We start from the raw sequence: 1,776 nt of genomic DNA, 5'->3' as shown, positions 1-1,776 counted from the left end.
TCTCTCTTATGCTCCTGCCACCTTTCAAAGATTAATGAACTACATTTTACAGGATTTCATTGGAAAATTCGTTTGCGTTTATCTGGACGATATAATTATTTATTCAACCGGATCATTTGAACAGCATATTGATCACTTGGGACAAGTGTTTAATACGTTGAGAGAAGCTAAATTTAAAATTAACCTTAAAAAGTGCTATTTTTGTCACCCCAATATAGAATATTTAGGACACATCGTTGGTCGAGATGGTCTTAAACCCGACCCCAAGAAGGTCGAAAAAGTTAAAAATTTCCCAGTCCCTACAAATCTTACGGAACTTCGTGGTGCATTAGGACTGTTCTCCTACTACCGAAAATTTATCAAAGATTTCTCGAAACATGCAAGTCCACTTAACTCCTTACTTCAGAAGGATGCTGATTTTATCTGGACAAATAAGCAACAAAAAGCTTTTGATTTCCTGAAAGAACGAATGTGCAAAGCTCCCATCCTTGCTCATCCAGATTTTGACAAACCATTTATTCTTTACACTGATGCCTCCGGCACTGGACTTGGTGCTGTCCTTGCACAAATTGGAGATGACGAAAAGGACCATGTTATCGCCTATGCTAGCAGATCTCTCACAAAGGCTGAAGGAAATTACTCAATAACAGACCAAGAATGCCTCGCTGTTGTATGGGGCATTGAATATTTTAGACATTATTTAATTTCCAAACCTTTTACAGTGATTACTGACCACTCTGCTTTGAAATGGCTTCATACAGCCAAAATGCCAGAAGGACGTCGTGCTCGATGGATCATGAAGTTGCAGCAATACGATTTTGAAATCAAACATCGACCTGGAAAAGCTAACGCAAACGCCGATGCTCTCTCTCGTTTGAATGAGCCAAAAGAAGTATTTATGTACTCCATTGCCCAAGAAATTGGAAACAAAATCGCAAAAAGGGCTTATGAAAATTATAACGAATCTGACCATACAGTAGACAAAGTACTTGAAGAAAATTGCACTGATACTTCAGAAAGTGAAGGTGAAAATGATTGTTTTTATACCTCTTCAGAAGATGAAGATGAGTATGATGATGCTTATGATGCTGAAACGGAATCTGATGAAGAACGACCTAAAAAGAAGCCAAAAAGAAGTATAACTCCAACATCGCCAATAGCTTACTCTTGTTGTGGAGAAATCCAATGTGTATGCGAATACTCCGATTCTTCAGTCGATACTGAAGAATATCAAGATTTTTATAATCAACCAGAAGTACAAGCAGCTATAAATGAAATTCGAGAATCAGTTGAAGATCTCAACAATTATATTAAGGAAACCTACGATGAAAGCTCTATGTCTGAAGAAGGAAAAGAAGAAGTTATTAAAAACTTCACTTCAGAAGAAAAAGGCAAACAAAGAGCTCAAACTCCTCTTTCAGAAAAAGAAATTCAAGAAGCTGGTTCTGATTCAGAATATTTTAACAAAGTTTTTAATCCTGCAACTGGTAAAGTCGATAACAACCCAAATGGTTGGGAACTTGAGTACTACGACTGGGAAAAGGATGAGCCAAAAAGTGATATCGAATGGCATATCTCTAACCCTGACAATGAAGATGAAGTCGAGTGTATTGTCACCACTGCTTATACTTATACCAAGAAGGAATGGCGAGATTTACAAATGGCTAATATTGAATACAAATGGATCATAGCTGGACAACCAATTCATCGAGGAAAATGGGAATGCTCTATGAATTGTGACACAATGAACCACCATCAGCATGTTTATTGTCATGC

1 protein-coding gene is annotated in these 1,776 nt (G+C 37.3%); it reads left to right on the top strand.

All coding sequences use genetic code 11. The annotated features are described in order from the left end of the window. On the top strand, positions 1-1,776 hold a 1,776-nt coding region (locus ACQR30_RS18080), incomplete at both ends, for a reverse transcriptase/ribonuclease H family protein (protein WP_429737201.1).

It is taken from the genome of Arachidicoccus sp. (genome assembly GCF_050436765.1).
In the GTDB taxonomy this organism is placed as follows: Bacteria; Bacteroidota; Bacteroidia; order Chitinophagales; family Chitinophagaceae; genus Arachidicoccus.
Note: the sequence above shows the minus strand (reverse complement) of the source record. Positions and strands in the feature narration are given on the sequence as shown.